Raw genomic sequence first — 16,356 nt, forward strand, 5'->3', positions numbered from 1 at the left:
TCTTCTTCAAGACGAACATGAGGCCGAAAGAATCAATGCCCCGTCGGACAACAACGTCATTTATCCGAGGTATTTGCCCCTCAGGTAATCAAGGTAAGCCCTCGATTCGCTGGAAACATACGGAGAAACCAGCGTGAGCGTGTAGAAAGCCGCCAGACCGGGGTCGGCCTGCGCCAGTGCGTCGCGCCCCGGCACGAGCCGCTCGAACGACAGCCAGCAGGTGGTGGTGAAGACCATCTGCAGCGCAAGGATGCGGGCCTGCTCCGCGCTGGTCTCGATCACACCCGAGGCCACCAGGCCTTCGCACAGCGTCTGCGCGGCCAGCAGGTTCTGCGCGGTGAGGGCCTGCGCACGCTGGCCCAGCGCCGGGTATTCGCTGGCCAGGAAGGCCATGTCGCGGTAGATGAAGCGGTATTCGTCGATGGCCTCGAAGCGCAGGTGCAGCGCGAGCCAGAGGTCGTCGATGGCCGCGATCGATGCCGACGAGCCGTTCAGGGCCTCGAGCCGTTGCTCGAAGCGCCGGAACAGCCATTCGACGATCAGCTGCTTGGCCTTGAAGTGGTAGTGCAGGTTGCCCGGGCTGATGCCGAGCTCGGCTGCGATCTTGTGGGTCGACACGGCCGCGAGGCCTTGCGCGTTGAACAGCGCGAGGCTGGCCTGCAGGATGCGGTCGCGTGTGGTGTTGGAGCTGGCCACAACCGGCTTGTCGGGTTGTCGCTCAGCGTTTGGCGCTGCGGCCACGGGAGGTGGCGGCGCCGGTGCCTTCGCCTTCGAGTTGCGCGACGCGTTCGCGCAGTTGCGCGATCTCGTCGCGCAGGGCCTGCACTTCGGCGGGGCCGGGCATGCCCAGGCGTTGCATGGCAGTGGCGACGCGCTGGTCGAACACGTCCTCGAACTTGCGGATGCCGAAACTGTCGAGGCTGGGGACCTTGCCCTGCCCGATGCCGAGCAGGCCTTCGATCACGTTGGCCTGGCGCTTGGCGACGTCGTTGCGCACGTTGTCCAGCGCCTTGAGGCCGGCGCGCAGCAGGACTTCGGCCTTGCCGGGCTCCGCGGGCTTCCTGGTTGCCGCGGGCGCCTTCTTCGCGGCCGGCGTCTTCTTCTTCGCAGGCGCCGCCCTCTTCTTCAACTTTGCAGTTTCGTCAGGACGGGTCGCCATGCAGTGCTCCAGATACCGGAAAAAAGAAAAGGGGCGCAAAGCGCCCCGGGGGTCAGGCCGCCTTGCGGGCAGCAGCGCGGCGAACCGGCTTCTTGGCGGCGGCGGCCTTGGCCTTCACCGTGCGAACCGGCTTGGCTTCTTCGGCGCCGCTCACGCGGGCTTCGATCTGCTTGGTGCCGGCGACGATCTTGTCGGCGATCTGCACCGAGACGGTGGCGATCGGCTGGTTCAGCGCGCCCAGGGCGTTGATCACCGAGGTGGCGACCGGCGATTCGACGCGAGCCACGCGACTGGCGACCGATTCGATGCCGCTGGTGGTGCCGGCGGCAACGCGGTCCATCACGTTCACGATGCGGCTGGTGTCGATGTCCAGGCGGTTGGCCAGGAAGCCGTTGATCTTTTCTTGCGCGCCGATCAGGTTGGCCTTGACCTGCTCGCTCACCAGCGGAATCTGGCGGCTGCCGAGGAAGTTGCTGTAGCGCGAAGCGGCGCCGCCCAGGAGGCGATGCACGCCGGTGCGGTAAGCGCCGACCAGGGTCTTGCCAGCGTCGTTGTATTGGCCGACGACGTGAACAGCTGCGGAAGCGATGGTGGTTTGCGTGGACATGGTGATTTCCTTGAAGTTGAAAGGTTCGCGAAGGAAACGGTATGTCTTTCGCGATGGGCCTATCTTCTTCTGCGGGGCCTAGGCCTGAAAAACTAGAACGGTCGGAAAACTAGTCCAACTGCCCCAATTTTCTTTCAGCAGGCCGGGGCCCGTGCGCCGATCATGCCGCAGCGGCCCTGGGGCTGCCGGAGCGCTTGGCCGGCGCGGCCTTGCGGGCTGGCAGCTTGGGCGTGGCCTTCTTTGCCGCGGTCCTGACCGGTGCCTTTGCAGCTGCTTTCACGGGTGCCTTCTTCGCTGCGACCTTGACTGGAGCCTTCTTGCGCGCGGCAGGTTTCTTCTTTGCAGCGGCGACGGGCGCGTGCCCGGCCTCGTCCGACGGCTCCTCGATCGTCTTCGCAGGCACCGGCGCGGGCGCCGCACCGGCTGCGGCCGGGTGCTTCTGCGTCAGCTCCATCAGCAGCTTGTGCTCGGCCAGCAGGTAGTCGCCGATCTCGGTGATGTCGGGCACGGCGCGGCGGCAGGCGATCAGGCCGTAGTCCATGCGGCCGTTGTAGCTCTGCACCGTGACGTTGAGCGCCGTGCCGTGGCTGGCGATCGACACCGGGTAGTAGCAGGTGACGAGCGCCCCCGCGAAGTACATCGGGAACGGCGCGCCGGCCACGTTCGAGATAGCCACGTTGGCCGCAGGCGGCAGCAGGTTGACGATGCCAGAGCGCCCCACCATCGACGCGATGCCCGACACCAGCCAGGGCGCGGCGAAGGTCGGGAAGTCGTCGAGGATCACGGCCTTGAAGCGGTTCATGGTCGACTTCGACGAGGTCGACGACGCGTTGATCGCCTTCAGCCGCTGCACCGGGTCGGTGATGTCGGTGGCCAGGCTCACGAGGATCATGCTGGCCTGGTTGTTGGCTGTCTGGTCGCCCGCTTCGCGCAGACTCACCGGTACGCCCGCCACCAGCGGCTTGGCCGGCAGCTCGTTGTTATCGGCCAGGTAGTGGCGCAGCGCGCCGGCCACCGTGGCCATGACCACGTCGTTGAGCGACACGCCGAAGTGCTTGGCGATGTACTTGGTCTCGGCCAGCGAGATGGTGCGGCCGGCAAAGGTGCGCTGGTTGGTGATCGACACGTTGAGCGAGGTGCGCGGCGCGAAGAGGTTGAACTTCTTCGGTGCGGCGGCCGTGTCCTTCTCGGCCGCCTTCTCGTCGGGCTTGGCGAGGCCGCCGATGGCGCGCGCGATGGCGGGCGCCATCTTGAAGAGCTTCACGTACTGCTGCGCGGTGTTGCGCAGCGCAGCGGTGGCGAGTTCAGCCATGCCCAGCTGGTAGCCGCTGCTGCGCGGACGCGAACGCGGCGGCTTCACCACGCGGCCGGTGGCCTCGAGGTCGAAGATGGCCTTGCCCACTTCCACGCCGGCCTGCCCGTCGATGCCCGCATGGTGCACCTTGGTGTAGAGCGCCGCCTGGCCGCTCTTGAGGCCGTCGATGATGTAGAACTCCCACATCGGCCGGCTGCGGTCGATCAGCGAGGAATGCAGCCGGGCCACGTATTGCTGCAACTGCCGGTTGGTTCCGGGCTTGGGCAGCGTGATGTGGCGCACGTGGTAGTCGAGGTCGATGTCGTCGTCCTCGACCCACACCGGGTTGGTCATGTCGAAGGGCATCAGCGCGAGCTTGCGCGTGAACACGTCGGCCAGGTGGATGCGGCTGGCCATGAAGTTCTTGGCGTCTTCGTAGAAGTCGCCCTTGTAGCCCTTGGGCAGGTCGAGCACGTTCAGGGAGCCCACGTGCATCGGCATTTCCGGCGTCTCCAGGTGCAGGAAGGTGGCATCAAGACCGCTCAGGTGTTTCATGTGTTGTGTCTCCTTGGTGGGGCATGCGCCGCTAGGCAGGATAGCGCGGGCATCGCGTTCGTGGGCCTCTGGTTCTTCAGTGTTTCCACCGGGGGAAGGCACCAGCGCGACAGGGGTTTGCCCGAAGTAGCGAAAAAGTGCCAGGTGCCCGGCGGGCAGGGCAACAACTGCTCACATCGCCCGTTTCACACAGGCTCCGTACACTGCGGCCATGACATCCAGCCCCTCCCCGCAGCAGCATCAGGACGACAACCTCTGGCTCGAGGACATCGACGGCGAGAAGCAGCTCGACTGGGCGCGCGCGCAGAACGCGCTCACCGTGCAGGCCTATGCGCAGTCGCCCGCGTTCGAGGCGCTCCAGCAGGGCATCCTCGAGGTGCTCGACTCGGACGACCGCATTCCGATGGTCCGCAAGATCGGCCCGCGCTTCTATTACAACTTCTGGCGCGACAAGGATCACACCAAGGGCCTGTGGCGCCGCACCACGCTGGATGAATACCGCAAGCCGCAGCCCGTGTGGGAGACGGTGATCGACCTCGACGCGCTGGCCGCAGCCGACAAGGAGAACTGGGTCTGGCACGGCGCCGACTGCCTGGAGCCCGACTACAGGCGCTGCCTGATCTCGCTGTCGCGCGGCGGCGCCGATGCCGACGTGGTGCGCGAGTTCGACCTCGAAACCAAGCAGTTCGTCGAAGGCGGCTTCGCGCTGCCCGAGGCCAAGAACCACGTGGGCTGGAAAGACATCGACCACCTCTACGTGGCCACCGACTTCGGCCCCGGCTCGATGACCAGCTCCAGCTACCCGCGCATCGTGAAGGAATGGAAGCGCGGCACGCCGCTGGCCAGCGCGGTGACGGTGTACGAAGGCGCGCACGAGGACATGTCCGTCAGCGCCTACCGCGACAACACGCCCGGCTTCGAACGCGACTTCGTCTCGCGCCAGATCGACTTCTACGAAAGCGAAACCTGGCTGCGCGGCGCCGACGGCAAGCTCGCCAAGATCGACGTGCCCGACGATTCGCTGGCCGAGATCACGCGCGAGTGGATGCTGATCGAGCCGCGCACCGACTGGGCCGTGGGCGGCACCACCTTCAAGTCGGGCTCGCTGCTGGCCGCGAAGTTCGACGACTACATGGCGGGCCGGCGCGAGCTCACCGTGCTGTTCGAGCCCGACGACACGACCGCACTCGACAGCCACTCGTGGACGCGCAACCACCTGATCGTCAACGTGATGCACGACGTGGTGAACCGCCTCGAAGTGCTCACGCCGCCATCGAACGGCAAAGGTGCGTGGACGCGTGAAAGCCTCGGCGGCGCGCCCGCCCTGTCGACCATCGCAGCGGGAGGCATCGACGAGGACGAGAACGACGACTACTTCCTCACCGTGAGCGGCTTCCTGCAGCCGACCACGCTCTACATAGGCACCATCGGCCAGGGCAAACCGGAGGTGCTGAAGGACAGCCCCGCCTTCTTCGACGCCTCGCGCTATCGCGTGAGCCAGCACTTCACCACCTCGAAAGACGGCACGCGCGTGCCCTACTTCGAGATCGCCGCCAAAGACCTGCAGGCCAACGGCAAGAACCCCACCCTGCAGTACGCGTACGGCGGCTTCGAGATCTCATTGCAGCCGAGCTACAGCGGCAGCATCGGCCGCGCCTGGCTCGACAAGGGCGGCGTGTACGTCATCGCCAACATCCGCGGCGGCGGCGAGTACGGCCCGCGCTGGCACCAGGCCGCACTGCAGGAGAACCGGCTGCGTACCTGCGAAGACTTCGCGGCCGTGTCCGAAGACCTGTTCGCCCGAAAGATCACATCGCCCGCGCACCTGGGCGCGATGGGCGGCAGCAACGGCGGCCTGCTGATGGGCAACATGCTCACGCTGTACCCGAAGCTCTACGGCGCCGTCGTGAGCGAGGTGGCGCTGCTCGACATGCGGCGCTACACGCACCTGTCGGCGGGCGCCTCGTGGATCGCGGAATACGGCGACCCCGACCAGCCCGACGAGTGGGAATTCATCCAGACCTTCTCGCCCTACGAGAACGCGAAGCCGGGCCAGGCATACCCGCCCGCCCTCTTCACCACCTCCACGCGCGACGACCGCGTGGGCCCGGTGCATGCGCGCAAGATGCACGCGAAGATGGTGGCGCTGGGGTACGACAGCAGCTTCTACGAGAACCTGGAAGGCGGCCACAGCGCTGCAACGGACAACAAGGAATCCGCTTTCATGGACGCACTGGGCTACGCGTACCTGTGGCAACACCTGGAGAAGCCGTGATGAGCAATGCCAGCAGCACCCCCGTCACCCTCGAACTGATCGGCGCGCCGACCGACATCGGCGCCAGCGTGCGCGGCGCCGGCATGGGGCCCGACGCGCTGCGCGTTGCGGGCCTGCCCGAGGCACTGGCACGGCAGGGCTACACAGTCATCGACCGCGGCAACCTCGCGGGCCCGGCCACGCCCTGGGCGCCGCCGACCAACGGGTTGCGCCACCTCGACGAAGTGATCGCCTGGAACCGCTCGGTGTACGCGGCCGTCGACACCGCGCTGGGTGCCAGCAACGTGCCGGTGATGCTGGGCGGCGACCACTGTCTGGCCATCGGCTCGATCAGCGCGGTGGCGTGGCATGCGCGCAAGCGCGGCAAGAAGCTGCGCGTGCTGTGGCTGGACGCGCACTCCGACGTCAACACCGAAACCACGAGCCCCAGCGGCAACCTGCACGGCATGCCGGTGTCATGCCTGCTGGGCCACGGGCCGGCCGTGCTCACGGGCTGGAGCGGCGAGCGCGCGGCGCTGCAGCACGACGCCATCCGCTTCATCGGCATCCGCAGCGTGGACGGCGACGAGAAGGAAGCCATTCGCACGCTGGGCCTGAGCGTGTTCGACATGCGCCACATCGACGAGCACGGCATGCGCACGACCATGACGGAGGCACTGCAGGACGTGGACGAAGACACGCACCTGCACGTGAGCTTCGACCTCGACTGCCTCGACCCGGCGGACGCGCCCGGCGTGGGCACCGGCGTGCGCGGCGGGCCGACCTACCGCGAGATGCAGCTGTGCATGGAAATGATCGCGGACACCGGGCGGCTGGGCTCGCTCGACGTGGTGGAGCTGAACCCGGCGCTCGATGTGCGCAACCAGACGGCGGAAGTGGCTGTCGAGCTCATCGAGAGCCTCTTCGGCAAGTCGACGCTGGTGCGCTAGGAGTTCTTCAGGTCAGGGACGCTCGACCTGCGCGGCCTTGGCCCGCGTCACGTAGCCCTGGTAGGCCGGCAGCGCGATGGCCGCGACGATGCCGAGCCCCACGATGACGGGCAGCAGCCAGGCACCGATCAGCACGCCAGTGGTGTTGGGCGGCGGCGGCGCGCCGAAGCGGTTGCTGCCCTTGGTGCCCGACTTGAAGATCCAGATCAGCGCGACCAGCGGGATCAGCGCCAGGAACAGCATCCAGCCCGACCAGTCCATGTCGTGCGAGCGCTGGATGCCCGTGAGCACGTAGAAAACGAAATACGGAATCGCGAGCAGGAAGGTCAGCGCCACGATCAGCCCCTCGGAACGCCCGAGGCCGGCGATGCCGAGGATGAAACCCAGCAAGGTGGCCGCGACGATGAAGATGATGTACGAAAACATCGTGTACGCCAGGAAGCGCGCCCGCCCGATGCGGCCCTTGGCGGACCACAGCTTCACGGGCTGGACGCCCGCATCGCCCTCGTACACATCGGCCACCGTGGCGCGGGGCGCGGCGTAGGGATTGGTCATCTCTGTCATGTACTTCTCTCCTCTGTTGTGAAGTTCACATTTTGGGCAAAGACCTTTACAAAAGACCAGCCCTTTTGACGGCGTGATAGCGGTTCACCAACGCCACCGCGAGGTCGGCCGGCTCCACGTCTACCGAGAGCGGATCGTTGCCGACCACCCGCGCAAAAGCATCGCGGCGCGACTGCTCGAACAGATGCGCCGCCGCAACATCGACGGCGTCGCGCGCATGCACCAGCGGCTGGCTGGCGATGCGGCCGAGCACCCGCTCGCGCAGGCTCGCGACCAGCACGAGGTGCTTGCGGCGCAGCAGCTTGATCGCGGGGCGCAGCTCGGCCGCGTCCTCGTCGCGGAAGTTGGTCAGCACGATGACCAGCGCGCGCCGTTTCTGCACGCGCAGCATTTCCTGTGCGGCGAGCAGGTAGTCCGAATGGGTGGCGCCGGGCTGGATGTCGTGCAGCCGGTTCATCAGCGCGTTGAGGGTGGCGGTGCCCTTGCGCGGGGCGAAGTCGCGCCGCTCTTCGGCAGGGCAGCCGAAAGTCATGGCGCCGACCTCGTCGCCTTCCTTCAGCGCCACGTAGCTCAGCAGCATCAGCGCATTGAGCGCCTCATCGAAGTGGCTGTTGGCCTTCAGCGCCAGCGCGCCTTCGTCGGCGCGCATGCGGCGGCCGCAGTCGAGCAGGAACAGCACGCACTGGTCGCGGTCGTCCTGGAACTCGCGCACGATGGGCCGGCGCTGGCGCTGCGTGGCTTTCCAGTCGATGTGGCGCAGCGAGTCGCCGGTCTTGTAGTCAGAAAGTTGACGAAAGTCGGTGCCGAGCCCACGCTGCGCATAGGTCTTGATGCCGATCTGCGCCAGCCGCCGGTCGCCCGACAGCCACGCGTAGCGCGCCAGCGCGGCGAAGTTGGGATACACGCGCAGCCGACGCGGTTCGCCCAGCGTCTGCCGCATGTCGAAGCAGCCGAAGCGGGTGCGCCAGCGCAGCTGGGTGGCGCCGAATTGCGCGACGCCGCGCTGCGTTGCGGTAGCGGTGTAGCGCAGCGCAACCTGCGAGAGCGCCGGCACGGCGACGGTCTGCGGCAGGCCCTCGAAGGTGAAGTGGGCGTCGAGCTCGTCGAACACCGACACCTGCCAGGCCTGCGCGCCTTCGTTCACCAGCGTGAGCGTGAGCACCGTGGGCACGCCGAGCGAGAAGGCGCCGGGCAGGTTGCGCTCGATGCGCAGCGGCGCGGCGCGCCACAAGCGCAGGCTCTGCCAGAGGTCGACGCCCGCCAGCACAAGACCCAGCGCCAGCAGCACGCCGGCCGCGATGGCGACGTAGCCCACCGGCACGCCCAGCAGCAGGGCCACGGACGCGGCCACGGTCAGGCCGGCCAGCGCCAGCACGGCCGCACGCGCGGGGATCGGAACAGCAGCGCGCATCCGCGGGCCTAGAGCCTTGGTGCCTCTACGCTGTCGCGGGCGGCGCGCAGCAGGGTGTCGACGCCCAGGCCTTCGAGCTGCGCGTCGGGCGAGATCATCACGCGGTGCCGCAGTGCGGGCAGCGCCTGGCGCGCCACGTCGTCGGGCGTGATGAAGTCGCGCCCGGCCATCAGCGCGGCGGCGCGGGCGGCGCGCACCAGGGCCATGGTGCCGCGCGGCCCGGCGCCGGACGAGAGGCCCGGCCAGTCGCGCGTGGCGCGCGCGATGCGCACCGCGTAGTCGATCACGCGTTCGTCGGCCTGCACCAGGCAGGCCAGCCGCTGCAGTTCGAGCACCTGCGCCTCGTCGAGGCAGGGGCGCACGGCCTCCAGCGGAAACTGGTTGCCGGCACGCTGGCGCGTGGTCAGCTGCACGATGGCGTTCTCTTCGCTGTGGCTCGGAAAGCCGATGTCGATCTTCAGCAGGAAGCGGTCGAGCTGTGCCTCCGGAAGCGGGTAGGTGCCTTCGGTGTCGATCGGGTTCTGCGTGGCCATCACCATGAACGGGCGCGGCAGCGGCATGGCCGTGCCTTCGAGCGTGACCTGGTACTCCTGCATGACTTCGAGCAGCGCGCTCTGGGTCTTGGCCGGCGCGCGGTTGATTTCGTCGGCCAACAGGAGGTTGGTGAACACCGGGCCCTGGTGCACGCGCAGCGTGCCGAGGCTGCTCTCGCCGCGCGCGGCGAGGTCGAGCACCGCGTGGCCTGTGATGTCCGAGGGCATCAGGTCGGGGGTGAACTGCACGCGCGCATAGCGCAGCGTCATGGCCTGCGCCAGCGCCCGGGCAAGCAGGGTCTTGCCGAGCCCCGGCACGCCTTCGATCAGCACGTGGCCCGAAGCAACCAGCGCAATCAGCGTCTGGTCGACCGCCTCGAGCTGGCCGACCACGGCCTGGCCGACCTCGGCGCGCAGCGTCTGCAGCCACTGGGCCGCACGCGTCAGTTCTTCGGGTTGGATGGCTTGCATGAGCGTCTCTCGGTTCAGGATGTGGATGAAGAAGAAGGTGAAGGCATGAACGGCCCGTGGGCGTCGAGCCGCCGGCGCGCGGTTTCCAGCACCTCCAGGTCGACCGACATGGCGCCGGCATGGCGAGCCCGCTCGCCCATCGCCCGAACGAGCATGGCCGCCTCCAGCCCGGTGGCCTGCGCGATGGCGGCGGCGCGCGCGGCGGCATCGCGGCGCGCATAGCCGCGCAGCTGGCGGCCGGCGGATTCGTTCAGCGCGCGCAGCTGCGCGGCGTGCAGCGCGTCGGCGCCGTGCATGTGCAGGAAGCCGGCGGTGCCGCGCACCTGCTCGGCCATGGAACGCCGATGCGTGCCGGCCGAGGGCGCCAGCGGCCCGAAGCGCACGGCCGCTCGCCAAAGCGCAACAGCCAGCGCCAGCAGGCCCACGAGCAGGGCCGCCCAGCCCTTATTCCAGATCCAGCGCAGGAAGGGCTCGCGCGTTTCCTCGGCAACGAACCAGACTTCGGCGCCGCTGCGCGCCTGCACCGCGGCAACGGCGAACAGCGCGTTGTCGCCGCGCGTCAGGCTCGCGTTGTGCCACAGGCCCCAGGGCATCACGGTGACGGTGCCGCGGCCGACCTGCACGCGGATCGCTTCGGTGCCTTTCGCGCCGAGCACGGTCCACAGGGGCGGCGGCTGCTTGTCGGCGGGCCGGTAGCGCGCTGGCGACCACCAGGTGCAGATGCGGAAGCTGCGGCCACCGGCGAAGCTCGCGGGCACGGTTTCGGGCTCGGTCACCGCATGGCAATCCGCGTCCTTGGCGGGTTCGGCAAATTGCGACTTGGGCAGTCGCTTCCTGGGTCCGGACGGCTCTTTCGACTCTTTCTTCTCGTCCCCGGCGGGCGGCTTTTCGCGGACCAGCGGGATCCAGCCTTCAAGCAGGTCGCTGTTGACGAGGTGGCTGGGCATAACGAGGTGCCCGCCCTGCTCGACCCACTGGCGCAGGCGCTGTTCGCGCTCGGGGAACATGTCCCAGTGGCTGGAGGCGAGCACCAGCCGTGCCTGCGCGGGGGGCATGGTGTCGAGGCTGTCGTGCTTGACCACCTGGACGCCGAGCTCGCGCAGCATCACCTGCGCGCCGTAGAACGAATTCTTCTTGGCCTCGCCGCTCGCGGGCGTCGGTATTTCGGTGTCGGCCCATTCGGTGGCGGAGACCAGCCAGAAGCCGATTGCCGCCAGCACGAGCACCGAGCCGATGCGAATCAGCCAGGCATTCATGCGACGGCACCCTTCAGATCGGCGACGGCCGGCACGGCGGCGGAAAGATGCCGATCGAACTCGCCGCAGACCGCCAGCACCTGCGCGGTGGAAGGCAGCCGACCGCCGTACGCCCCCAGCTGCCAGACCCCGACCAGCCGCACGAAGAAGGCCTGCGCATCGGGCGTCAGCCGGGTCGCGGAGAGCAGCATGCATTCGCCCTCGGTGCTCGCGGCTCGCACCGGCACCCCGTGCGCGTGCACGAGGCGCGACAGCGCGCCGCGGTACAGCAGCGACAGTGCGGGCCGGTGCTGGCCGCGCTGCCAGAGTGCGGCCGCGGCGTTGCCGATGTCGTCGGGCAGGCTTTCGGGCCGGATGTCGAGGCTGCCGACATGGCTGGGCAGCAGTTCCTTGCCGGGCCGCGCACCGCCGGCACGCACCTGCATCCAGCGGCGCAGGCGAACCACCAGCCAGGCCAGCGCCAGCGCGCCCAGCCCCCAGATGAGCCAGCGCGCGCCCTCGGCCACCGACCTGATGAAATCGCGCAGCCAGTCGAGGCTGTCGGTCTTCTTCTCGGGTTCGTCTTCCTCTTCGTCGTCGCGTTCCTTGAAGCGCAGCTTTCTTTCGGTCTTGGTGCCGGGCATGTTCGGATCGGCGCGGACCTTGTCGACTGCGGTCTTCACCTGTTCGCGGGTCGGGGCCTCGGCAGCGACTGCCGGCGGCGTCATCGCGACGATGGCGCACACAGCCAACACAGCCGCCGCGATACGAAGTGCGCGAAGCCTGGAGGTGTCAGCGGAACCCACGGCGGAACTCCTGCTCGATGTCCCACGCTTCGAGCTCTACCCGGCGGTTGAGGTACATCGCAAAACCGGCCGCCACGTAGAACGGCTCCAGCACGCCGACAACGAGCGCATAGGCCCCCGCCGTCAGCAGGCTCTGCAGCGGAACGTCCGACTGCGTGAGCCAACCGAACAGATCCTTCGCGCTGCCCTCCGGCGCGAACCAGAACAGCAACGACAGCAGGCAGATATCAAGCGCCATCTCCACGTTGGCGAACACCATCTGCATGCCCGTAGCCGCGCCGCGCCGTCCGCGCAGCAACTGCGTGCGCCGCTTGCGCCGTGCGCTGCCGCGCTGGCCTTCGAGCTGGTCGATTGCCTGGGTGAATGAACGCCAGGGCGAAAACCGCCGCCACAGCAGCGTGCGCAGCAGTTGCCCGCCCCACACCGCGCGACGGTTTTGCCAGAGGTCGGCCCAGCGCGTCTCCTGCCCGAACACCGCGCGCGAATGAACGAACAGCAGGCTGCGGTCGAACCAGGGCTTGAGCCAGAAGATCAGCAGGCTGGGCAGCCAGCCGGCGATCTCGACCGTGCAGAGCGCCAGCAGCACGGTCACGATGTACACCGGCAGGAAGGTGCGCCACACCGAGCGCGCATGGCTGCGCACCAGTTGGGCGCCCAGGTCCGCAGCCTCGGCCATGGGCCGTGGCCGCAGCGCGATGGCGAGGCCGTCAACCTGCACGGTCTTCAGCCTTTGCAGCAGCAGCGGCGCGCGGCCGGCCCTGCCAGCCCAGGTACGCCAGCACCAGCACCCAGCAGGCGCCGCCCACGCCGTACTTCACGGCCGGCGCGATCCAGCGCGCCGACGACCAGAAGGCCTCGATCGCGGCGGCGATCAGCAGCAGCCCGATGACGCCGTAGACGATCACCACGGCATGCCGTGCGGCCAGCCGCAGCGACTCGAGCCGCGTGTAGCGGCCGGGCGCAACCCACGCGTAGCCGAGCCGCAGGCCGGCCGCGCCCGCCAGCACGATGGCCGTGAGCTCGAATGCCGAGTGCGTGATGACGAAGGAACAGAAGTTCTCCGCATGCCCCGCCGCGATCAGGTAACCGCCGACCGCGCCGATCTGCACGCCGTTGAACACCACCACCGCGGCACTGCCCACGCCGGCGAAGATGCCGGCCGCGAAGCAGCGAAAGCCGATGCCGATGTTGTGCATGATGTAGAAGCCGAACATCTGCCAGTCGTCGCCCGCGCTGCGCGTGCGGCCCAGCGACTCGGCACTGTCGCTGTACATGGAATCGAACTGCTGCACGGCGCTGGCGTCGAGCAGGTGCAGGATGAAGCCCGGGTCGCGGTAGGCCGCCCAGCCCGCCGCCAACAGGGGCAGCACAAACATCAGCGCGGACACCAGCAGGTAGACGCGGTGCGCCCGCACCGCCTCGGGAAAATCGACCAGCGCCAGCCGGGCGAAGCGCGCCAGACCGTAGTCGTGCTGCCGGTAGATCAGCCGGTGCGCGCTCTGGGTCAGGCTTTCGAGCCGCTGCGTGAGGTGAATGGGGTAGGCGCGCGCCTGCGCCAGCGCCAGGTGCTCGCACACGCGGCGGTACAGCGTGGCGAGCCGCGCGCCGTCGAACTTGCGCTTGGTCTCGGCCACGCGGATGACGGCTTCGAGTTCGGTCCACAGCGGCGCGTAGGCTGCTTCGAAATCGAGCGGCGTCATCGCCCGCCTCCTCGCGCATCGGCGCCGGCGCGGCGGCCCAGCACCCACTGCGCAACGCCCAGCAGGCGTTGCGAGGCGGAGGCGCCGGAAGTGTCGGGGCCCAGCACTGGTTCGGCGACGCGGGCGAGTTCGTCGAAGCGCTCGGGGGTCAGGCGCGTCGCGCGACCGGCCCACGAGACGATGGCCATCTGCTCGCGCGCCGACAGCGGCCGCGCGGGGGCCTGCGGTTCGGCCGCGGGCACCTCGCCGTGCAGGCTCACGTGGTCGCTGAACACCACCAGCGTGCCGGCGGCCAGGTCACCCAGCCGCTTGCTGTCGCGCCGCCACAGCATCGACACGATGCCCGCGCCATAGAAGGCCGGCACGAAGTCGGCCGCGCGCAGCAAGTTGCGGGTGAGCGCGGCGGCAGGCGTCACGGGCAGGCCCGAGTCCATCACCACGCGCAGCCCCATCACGCGCTTGCCGGGCGTGGCAGCCGCGCGCGTGAGTTCGAAGATCACGGGGTAGAGCCACTCGAGGCAGAAGTAGCTGATGAGCAGGATGCCGAAGCCCATCTTGCCCATCATGCCGACGGCGATGGAGATCACGGTGAAGATGCCGAGCCGGATCGCGAAGTCGATGAGATACGCCAGCCCGCGCGCGACCAGGCCGGCCGGGCGCAGCGAGAGCGCGATGCCTTCCGGGGTCTCGGCGGTGTAGAGCGTGTCGAGGCGCACTGGCGAAGCGCTCGCTCAGGCCTGCAACACGACGGTGTCGGCGATCTGGTCGTGCAGGCAGCGGCGCGACGCACGGAAGATGAAGAGGCTGTCGATCAGCACGTAGATCGGCCCGAGCAACGGCCAGATGGTCGTGAAGAACGCCGGGCCGTCGCGCAGGGCCAGGATGCGTCCGATCTGCGCCCGCGAGCCGTCGGGCCGGGCAATGCGGATCTTGAACAGCGCCTTGCCGATGGTCTGGCCGCGAGTGGCCAGCAGATAGCCGTGCAGAACGAGGTAGAGAACGATGCCGGAGGCCGCGCTGGAGATGCGTGGCTCCCAGAGTCCGAGGCCGTCGTCCTCCCAGAGGTTGATGGGCGTGAACTTCGCCAGGAGCCATATCACGGCGATGGAGATGCCGGCGTCGAGCATCGCGGCGAGGAAGCGCGTGCCGCGCGTTGCGAGTTCGCCGGGCTGCGTCTGGCCCGGCTGCAGCACGTCCTCCACATGGGATTGCGGAGGCGCGTAGCGCGCGTCCTGCGACTGATCTTCCATGCCGTCCCTCTCCGAAACGATTGATTTTCGGAAGATTCTAGTGGGTGGGCTGCTCCGGCAGTGGGCGAACAAGGGCACTCTGCAGGTTGCGCAGGTCGTCCAGCAGCAGGCTCAGGGGTGCGGCCAGGAGTGCATTCGACAGGGGGCCTTGCGACGCCTGCGCGCAGCGGTCGAGCCCGTCGAGGTCCGGTGGCGCGCCCTTGCCCGCGAGCGCATCGGCCATGCCGGCGACTGCGGCACCGGCAGCCTGCGCCGCTTCGCGCCATGCGGCGTCGGCCTGCGCGCCCTGCATCTGCCGGAACACGCGATCCAGCACCACGGCGTCCTGGAAGATGCGCGCCGCCAGCCGGGCCTTGTCGCGATAGGCGCTGCGCCCCCCGGCGGTGCCGCGGCGCCACCACCGCGCCTCCAGGTCAGCGCCGCCGGCCAGCACGGCCAGCCGGCCCAGCGACGCGCGCGTGCCCGCGTGAATGCGCTCCGCCTCGGCACCGGCAGGCCTTCGCGCAGCGGCCATGCGTTTCGCGATGCCGTGCAGCAACGCGGCGCAGCCCTCGTCGAAACGCGCGCCCGCGTGGTACTCGGACACGAGCGTCGAAACCGCCAGCGCCACTCCCACGCCGATGCCGATCTGCGCCATGCGCAGCAGCGCAACCTGCAGCGCCGAATGGCCGGGAATACCGCCGGCCGACAGGATGATCAACGCGGCCACCGGTGCGCTGCGCAAGCCCGGCGCGGCCGCGCTGGCAAACGCCAGCAACATGACGACGGCCAGCGTGGTCGCCAGCATCGGCGCGCCGTGGTGCTGCAGATAGACGCCGGCCAGGCCGCACAGCGCGCCGGCGGCCGTGCCGCTCACGCGGTTCCATCCGGCATCGAGCGTGGAGCCGGCGCTCGGGCGCATGACGATCAGCACGCTCATCACCGCCCAGAAACTTTCGGGCAGGTGCAACGCGGTGGCGACGCCCCAGGCGATGGCCACCGCCGCTGCCAGTTGTACGCCGGGACGCCAGCGGCCGTGGCGCCAGGGGCCAGTCAGGCGTTGCAGTGCCGGGGCGCCGTTCATGCCCCTGGCCCCGGTGGATCGCCGCCTTCCAGCGCGGCGGCGATGCCGTCGATCAGCCCGCAGGCCTGCAGCAGCAAGGCGCGCTGATCGGCATCGAGCGTGGCGCTGATCACCTCGGCCAGTGCCGCCTCGCGCGAACGCATGAGCGCCTTCAGACGGCGTATGCCCTCGGCCGTGAGAGACAGCAGCCATTGGCGCCCATCGGTCGGGTGCGGCGTGCGGCCGATCCAGCCTTCGGCTTCCAGCTCGGCCAGTAGCCGGGTCAGCGACTGGAGCTTGACGCGTTCGAGCCCTGCCAGCGTGGTGGGCGTGCACGGCCCATGCCGATGCAACTGGCCGAGCACGCTGAGCTTGGCCACGCTGGGGCCGTCGGGCGCGGCGCTGCCGCTGCGCAACTGGCGCGTCAACTGCGACACCGAGGTGCGAAGGCGCGAGGCGCATTGCGCCGGATCCGGGATGGTGGAAGCCATGCCCAGATTGTAAGACGTATCTTGGTACTTTGGA

General features: G+C 68.8%; 17 protein-coding genes. 2 read left to right on the forward strand and 15 right to left on the reverse strand.

Features of this window, described 5'->3' with window-relative positions; all coding sequences use genetic code 11:
- Positions 1-60 precede the first annotated feature (60 nt).
- From AC07O3_RS04720 to AC07O3_RS04735, 4 genes are all read right to left on the reverse strand, one after another.
- Complete coding sequence (locus tag AC07O3_RS04720; protein ID WP_093057664.1) at positions 61-696, reverse strand: TetR/AcrR family transcriptional regulator; 636 nt, start codon at positions 694-696, stop codon at positions 61-63.
- Between the two features lie 22 nt (positions 697-718).
- The gene (locus AC07O3_RS04725) at positions 719-1,159 is read right to left on the reverse strand and encodes a phasin family protein (protein ID WP_495338714.1); all 441 of its coding nucleotides are present in this window, start codon (positions 1,157-1,159) and stop codon (positions 719-721) included.
- Positions 1,160-1,211: 52 nt separating this feature from the next.
- On the reverse strand, positions 1,212-1,766 hold the full coding sequence (locus tag AC07O3_RS04730; protein WP_093057666.1) for a hypothetical protein: 555 nt from the start codon (positions 1,764-1,766) through the stop codon (positions 1,212-1,214).
- A 160-nt stretch (positions 1,767-1,926) separates the two neighbouring features.
- Positions 1,927-3,615, reverse strand: coding sequence for a WS/DGAT/MGAT family O-acyltransferase (locus tag AC07O3_RS04735; protein ID WP_495338715.1), 1,689 nt, complete (start codon positions 3,613-3,615; stop codon positions 1,927-1,929).
- Between the two features lie 211 nt (positions 3,616-3,826).
- Between AC07O3_RS04735 and AC07O3_RS04740 the strand changes: the two genes are divergently transcribed.
- Together AC07O3_RS04740 and rocF are read left to right on the forward strand one after the other, a co-directional pair.
- Complete coding sequence (locus tag AC07O3_RS04740; RefSeq protein WP_495338716.1) at positions 3,827-5,890, forward strand: prolyl oligopeptidase family serine peptidase; 2,064 nt, start codon at positions 3,827-3,829, stop codon at positions 5,888-5,890.
- Positions 5,890-6,819 (forward strand): arginase, encoded by a 930-nt coding sequence (gene rocF / locus AC07O3_RS04745; RefSeq protein ID WP_093057669.1) that lies wholly within the window; start codon positions 5,890-5,892, stop codon positions 6,817-6,819. Before AC07O3_RS04740 ends, rocF begins: the two co-directional genes overlap by 1 nt.
- Positions 6,820-6,831: 12 nt before the next feature.
- Here the strand turns inward: rocF and AC07O3_RS04750 are convergent, their stop codons facing one another.
- The 11 genes from AC07O3_RS04750 to AC07O3_RS04800 are packed head-to-tail and all read right to left on the reverse strand — an operon-like array spanning position 6,832 to position 16,322.
- A complete protein-coding gene (locus AC07O3_RS04750) occupies positions 6,832-7,383 on the reverse strand; it encodes a DUF805 domain-containing protein (protein WP_093057670.1) in 552 nt (183 codons plus the stop codon).
- Positions 7,384-7,429: 46 nt separating this feature from the next.
- Positions 7,430-8,794, reverse strand: coding sequence for a DUF58 domain-containing protein (locus tag AC07O3_RS04755; protein ID WP_495338717.1), 1,365 nt, complete (start codon positions 8,792-8,794; stop codon positions 7,430-7,432).
- An 8-nt stretch (positions 8,795-8,802) separates the two neighbouring features.
- Positions 8,803-9,798 carry an AAA family ATPase gene (locus AC07O3_RS04760; protein WP_093078969.1) on the reverse strand — a complete coding sequence of 332 codons (996 nt, stop codon included), beginning with the start codon at positions 9,796-9,798 and terminating at the stop codon, positions 8,803-8,805.
- 14 nt (positions 9,799-9,812) lie between these two features.
- On the reverse strand, positions 9,813-11,054 hold the full coding sequence (locus AC07O3_RS04765; protein ID WP_495338718.1) for a DUF4350 domain-containing protein: 1,242 nt from the start codon (positions 11,052-11,054) through the stop codon (positions 9,813-9,815).
- Complete coding sequence (locus AC07O3_RS04770; RefSeq protein WP_495338719.1) at positions 11,051-11,839, reverse strand: DUF4129 domain-containing protein; 789 nt, start codon at positions 11,837-11,839, stop codon at positions 11,051-11,053. Before AC07O3_RS04770 ends, AC07O3_RS04765 begins: the two co-directional genes overlap by 4 nt.
- The gene (locus AC07O3_RS04775; RefSeq protein ID WP_093057674.1) at positions 11,826-12,557 is read right to left on the reverse strand and encodes a hypothetical protein; all 732 of its coding nucleotides are present in this window, start codon (positions 12,555-12,557) and stop codon (positions 11,826-11,828) included. The genes AC07O3_RS04770 and AC07O3_RS04775 overlap by 14 nt, the downstream gene beginning before the upstream one ends.
- Positions 12,547-13,539, reverse strand: coding sequence for a stage II sporulation protein M (locus AC07O3_RS04780; protein ID WP_354339373.1), 993 nt, complete (start codon positions 13,537-13,539; stop codon positions 12,547-12,549). The genes AC07O3_RS04775 and AC07O3_RS04780 overlap by 11 nt, the downstream gene beginning before the upstream one ends.
- Complete coding sequence (locus AC07O3_RS04785; protein ID WP_093057676.1) at positions 13,536-14,255, reverse strand: RDD family protein; 720 nt, start codon at positions 14,253-14,255, stop codon at positions 13,536-13,538. Before AC07O3_RS04785 ends, AC07O3_RS04780 begins: the two co-directional genes overlap by 4 nt.
- 15 nt (positions 14,256-14,270) lie before the next feature.
- Entirely contained in the window at positions 14,271-14,789 is a 519-nt protein-coding gene (locus AC07O3_RS04790; protein WP_093057677.1) for an RDD family protein, read from the reverse strand.
- Between the two features lie 37 nt (positions 14,790-14,826).
- A complete protein-coding gene (locus AC07O3_RS04795; RefSeq protein WP_495338720.1) occupies positions 14,827-15,852 on the reverse strand; it encodes an FUSC family protein in 1,026 nt (341 codons plus the stop codon).
- Positions 15,849-16,322, reverse strand: coding sequence for a MarR family winged helix-turn-helix transcriptional regulator (locus AC07O3_RS04800; protein ID WP_495338721.1), 474 nt, complete (start codon positions 16,320-16,322; stop codon positions 15,849-15,851). Before AC07O3_RS04800 ends, AC07O3_RS04795 begins: the two co-directional genes overlap by 4 nt.
- Between the last annotated feature and the right edge of the window lie 34 nt (positions 16,323-16,356).

It is taken from the genome of Variovorax sp. GW821-FHT09D05, assembly GCF_059416325.1.

Bases quoted from the DNA above. Each gene is read 5' to 3' on its own strand.
- AC07O3_RS04795 (WP_495338720.1), bottom strand. From the start codon at position 15,852: ATGAACGGCGCCCCGGCACTGCAACGCCTGACTGGCCCCTGGCGCCAC.
- AC07O3_RS04790 (WP_093057677.1), bottom strand. From the start codon at position 14,789: ATGGAAGATCAGTCGCAGGACGCGCGCTACGCGCCTCCGCAATCCCAT.
- AC07O3_RS04725 (WP_495338714.1), bottom strand. From the start codon at position 1,159: ATGGCGACCCGTCCTGACGAAACTGCAAAGTTGAAGAAGAGGGCGGCG.
- AC07O3_RS04800 (WP_495338721.1), bottom strand. From the start codon at position 16,322: ATGGCTTCCACCATCCCGGATCCGGCGCAATGCGCCTCGCGCCTTCGC.
- AC07O3_RS04735 (WP_495338715.1), bottom strand. From the start codon at position 3,615: ATGAAACACCTGAGCGGTCTTGATGCCACCTTCCTGCACCTGGAGACG.
- AC07O3_RS04730 (WP_093057666.1), bottom strand. From the start codon at position 1,766: ATGTCCACGCAAACCACCATCGCTTCCGCAGCTGTTCACGTCGTCGGC.
- AC07O3_RS04760 (WP_093078969.1), bottom strand. From the start codon at position 9,798: ATGCAAGCCATCCAACCCGAAGAACTGACGCGTGCGGCCCAGTGGCTG.
- AC07O3_RS04755 (WP_495338717.1), bottom strand. From the start codon at position 8,794: ATGCGCGCTGCTGTTCCGATCCCCGCGCGTGCGGCCGTGCTGGCGCTG.
- AC07O3_RS04750 (WP_093057670.1), bottom strand. From the start codon at position 7,383: ATGACAGAGATGACCAATCCCTACGCCGCGCCCCGCGCCACGGTGGCC.
- AC07O3_RS04780 (WP_354339373.1), bottom strand. From the start codon at position 13,539: ATGACGCCGCTCGATTTCGAAGCAGCCTACGCGCCGCTGTGGACCGAA.
- rocF (WP_093057669.1), top strand. From the start codon at position 5,890: ATGAGCAATGCCAGCAGCACCCCCGTCACCCTCGAACTGATCGGCGCG.
- AC07O3_RS04740 (WP_495338716.1), top strand. From the start codon at position 3,827: ATGACATCCAGCCCCTCCCCGCAGCAGCATCAGGACGACAACCTCTGG.
- AC07O3_RS04765 (WP_495338718.1), bottom strand. From the start codon at position 11,054: ATGAATGCCTGGCTGATTCGCATCGGCTCGGTGCTCGTGCTGGCGGCA.